3 protein-coding genes and 1 pseudogene are annotated in these 4112 nt (G+C 65.7%); all 4 read left to right on the top strand.

The features are described from left to right. Positions 1-981: amidohydrolase family protein (locus NZM16_RS05865; protein WP_295479267.1), on the top strand; the 981-nt coding region annotated here is incomplete at its 5' end. Between the two features lie 33 nt (positions 982-1014). Beyond that, the gene (locus NZM16_RS05860) at positions 1015-2892 is read left to right on the top strand and encodes a glycoside hydrolase family 36 protein (RefSeq protein WP_295450185.1); all 1878 of its coding nucleotides are present in this window, start codon (positions 1015-1017) and stop codon (positions 2890-2892) included. After that, a complete protein-coding gene (locus NZM16_RS05855; protein ID WP_295450182.1) occupies positions 2889-3929 on the top strand; it encodes an SIS domain-containing protein in 1041 nt (346 codons plus the stop codon). Before NZM16_RS05860 ends, NZM16_RS05855 begins: the two co-directional genes overlap by 4 nt. A gap of 1 nt (position 3930) precedes the next feature. Next, positions 3931-4112: pseudogene (locus NZM16_RS05850) on the top strand (hypothetical protein); the annotation flags it as partial.

The following is a 4112-nucleotide window of genomic DNA, read 5'->3' as shown; positions in this document are numbered from 1 at the left end:
CACAACCACCTAATGGAACCCTTCGGGGGGGGATGGGACCGGCGGCCGCTGTCAGAGCTGTTGGACCAATTGGATGAGGCCGGGGTGGTCCTCTATGTGGATCTGGATGGCGGGTGGGGCGAGCAGATCCTACAGCGTCATCTGGACGACTTCAAAGCTCGCGCCCCGGAACGCTTCCGGGTGTTTGGCGGGGTGGAATGGGCGAAGTGGCCAGAGCTGGGCGATGCCTTCCCCGAATACGCGGCCCGGCGGCTGGAGGTCCAGAAGTCATGGGGTGCTGATGGCCTGAAGATTTGGAAGGTTCTGGGATTGAAAGTGCGGGATCACCGCGGTGAGTTGGTGAAGGTAGATGATCCGCGCCTGGATCCGATCTGGCAGGCGGCGGGGGAGCTGGGGCTGCCCGTCACCATCCACGTGGCTGACCCGGTGGCCTTCTTCGAGCCGGTGGATGAGACCAACGAGCGTTGGGAGGAGCTTCAGGCTCACCCTGAGTGGGTGTTCACGAGCCCGCCCTACCCGCCCTTTATGGAGCTGGTTACCGGCCTTTACAACGTGGTGAAGCGCCACCCCCGCACTCTCTTCATCGGCGCCCACGTGGGCTGCTACGCGGAGAACCTTGCCTGGGTGGGCCGCATGCTCGACGAATGCCCTAACTACTACGTCGACATCTCCGCCCGCCTAGGGGAGTTGGGGCGTCAGCCCTACACCGCCCGTCGGTTTTTCATCCAGTATCAGGACCGCATCCTCTTCGGCTCCGATTTCGGCCCCAGCGTGGAGGCCTACCGCATCTACTACCGGTTTTTGGAGACCGACGACGAATACTTCAACTACAGCGTGGGCGAGGTCCCGCTGCAGGGGCGCTGGTATATCTACGGCATCTTTCTGCCTGACGAGGTGCTGGAAAAAGTGTATTACAAAAACGCCCAGAGGCTGTTCATGGACAAAGCCTCCAACCCGCCTGGTGGGCCTTCTGCTTCGTGAATTCCTCGGGTTGCGGACAAGGAGGTATCTTGGATGCCCAGCGTTGAGTGGATCCAAGAGTCCCCGACGGGCTTCCGGGTGCGCCGGGGCCTGACCACCGTCGTCGAGGGCCGCTTCGAGCTGGCCGCTGAGGGCGGGCCAGTGGAGGTTGAGGCGAAATGGCAGGCGCTCGGTGAGGCCGCCTGGGGGGTGCAGTTCCGGGTGCGGGCGGCTGGCCGGGAGCCGACCTGCATTTCGACGGTGCGTTGGGGGGTGCGCCTGCCCGCCGCGGCCTGGCCAGGGCCCCTCTGGAGCCTACAGGGGGCTGCCGTCCGCTGGGGGCAGGACTTCGCCTTCCCCCTGGAGCTGGGTTTCGCGCGGGAGAACTACCTCGGCCACCTGCAGGAGGGAGAGGGAGGAGGCGTCCCCGTCGTCTACTGCTGGAACCGAGAGGCCGGTCTAGCCCTCATGCACCTAGAGCGGGTGCCGATTGAGTGGTGGATGCCGGTGGCCCGCGACCCCGACGGGGTCCAGATGGCCTTTGAGCGCCGCTTGCCCTTCACCCTCGAGCCGGGGACGGAATGGGAATCCCCGACCTTCGCCCTCTCGTGGCACGAGCGGGCCGACTTTTTTGCCCCCCTGGCCCACTACCGGGAGTGGATGGCCGTGCGTGGCCTGCAGCCAGGCGCGCCCACTCCCGCTAGCTACGAGGCGGCCTGGTGCTCGTGGGGTTACTGGTTCGACGTCCGACCCCAGGACGTGCTGGACGTCCTGCCCATCGCCCGCGAGCTCGGCATCCGCTGGTTCACGCTGGATGATCGGTGGTTTGACGCCTACGGCGACTGGAACCCCCGGCCGGATCTCTTCCCCAACGGCGCGGACGACATGCGGCGCCTGAACGAGGCTATCCACGCCGCCGGAGGGTTCTCCCAGCTGTGGTGGTATCCGCTGTGCGCGGAAGACGGATACGGCAAATGGGACGGCCGCCCCCATGGCGTCTCGCGCCTGATCCGGGAGCATCCCGACTGGGTAGTGATCGACGCTCAAGGTCGGGTGGCGCGGAACAACCGCCAGCTAGCGATGCTCTGTCCCGCCCTGTCCGCCGTGCAGGACTACACTCTAGGCTTGGTGCGCCGCTTCATTGAGGATTGGGGCTTCGACGGGTTTAAGATGGACAACATCTACACGATGCCCTCCTGTTACAACCCCGCCCACGGCCATCGGCGCCCAGAGGACTCGATTGCGGCGTTTGGCGAGCTCTACCGCCAGATCTTCGCTCTCACCCGCCAGCTGCGCCCGGAGAGCGTGGTGCAGATCTGCTCGTGTGGGACCCCCATCCTTTACAGCTTGCTTCCTGCGACCGACCAGACCGTCACTGCCGATCCGATCTCCAGCGCCCAGGTGCGGCAGCGGATCAAGTTCTACAAGGCCCTGCACGGCCCTCGGGCCCCGATCTTCGCAGACCACGTGGAGCTCTCCGATGGCGGGATGGACTTCGCCTCGGCCATCGGGACGGGTGGGGTGCCGGGCACCAAGTTTACCGGCCCGGTGCCGCCGGAGCGCAAGGCCCAGCTGGAGGGAGATTTCGAGCTTACGCCGGAGAAGCGGGAGATCTGGCGCTTCTGGTTAGACCTGTATCAGCGCTACCGGCTCGCTGAGGGGGAATATCTCAACCTGTATGACATCGCCTTCGACTTTCCAGAGGGCCACGCCATCCGTCGCAACGGGCGGATGTACTACGCCTTCTTCGCTACGCGTTTCGAAGGGGAGGTCGAACTTCGGGGCCTGGAGGCACGTTCGTATCGCATACGGAACTACGAGCAGGAAGTGGAATACGGGACGGTCCACGGGCCGACGGCCCGCGTCCATGTGGCCTTCGATCATCATCTCCTTCTGGAAGCCAACCCAGTCGAGGGAGAGGCCGGGTTATGAGCCATACGCTGAGGGAGATTCTGTCGCAGCCTGCAGTCTGGGAGAGCGCCCTGGCTGAAGCGCGGCGTGCGGAGCCGGAATGGCGTGCGCAGCTGGACGAAGCGGATGCCCCCATCCTCTTCGTGGGCTGTGGCTCCACCTACTACTTATCCCAGACCGCCGCAGCCCTCTTCCGGCGTCTAACCGGGCGTGAGGCCCTGGCCTTGCCGGCTGGAGAATTGCTGCTATATGCCGAGGATTGGCTAGGGGATCGACGCGATGGATCGCCCATGCCTGTCCTGGTGGCCATTAGCCGCTCCGGCGTCACCACGGAGACGGTGCGGGCAGCGGAGATCCATCGCGACAGGGGCGGGCGCGTCCTGGCCGTCACGAACGAACCTGGCTCGCCGCTGGCCGCCCTGGCGGACACTGGCCTGTTCCTGCCCGCCGGCCAGGAGAGCAGCGTGGTCCAGACGCGTTCGTTCACCTCGATGCTCGTTGGTCTGAATGCCCTCGCCGCGTGGCTAAGCGGACGGGAGGACCTCTGGGAGGCGATGCAGCGCCTGCCGGAGGCGGCTGAGGGGCTGATCCGCCGCTACCAGGAGCTGGCCCAGTCAGTGGGGGCCGATCTGTCGGCCGATCGGTTCTACTTCCTTGGAAGCGGCGCCCGCTACGGGCTGGCCAGCGAAGCCAGCCTGAAGATGAAGGAGGTCTCCCTCAGCCATAGTGAGCCGTTCCCGTTCTTAGAGTTCCGCCATGGCCCGATGAGCATGGTCGACGGCTCGACGGTGCTGTTCGGCCTGCTCTCTGGGCGCCACCGCGCCCACGAGCAGGCTGTGCTGGAGGAGATGCGGGCTCTAGGGGCACGCGTTTTCTCCCTAGCCGATCGAGGCGCCGACATCGCCTTCGAGTCTGACATCCCGGAGGATGGCGCGTATGCTCTCTTCCTACCGTTCCTGCAGCTGGTGGCGGTGTATCGCGCGGTTGCCAAGGGCCTGGATCCCGATCGTCCGAACCATTTGAGCCGCGTGGTGACTTTGAATTTAGAGGAGGTGTGACATGAAGGCCCGAGCCCGATGGCTTTCGGCATGGCTGGCTCTGGCGCTGGTGCTGTCCGCCTGCGCGGGCGGCGCGACGCCGGCGTCGACCCCAGCGCAGGCTCCGGGGGCGCCCTCCACGCCCGTCGCCGCGCCGGCCCCCGGCGGGCAACAGAAGATCGTCATCCGCCTGTGGGGGCATCA

Origin of the sequence: Thermoflexus sp., assembly GCF_025055495.1 — a bacterium.
GTDB lineage: Bacteria > Chloroflexota > Anaerolineae > Thermoflexales > Thermoflexaceae > Thermoflexus.
The sequence above is the reverse complement of the archived record's forward strand: the minus strand, read 5'-3'. Positions and strand labels throughout refer to the sequence as shown.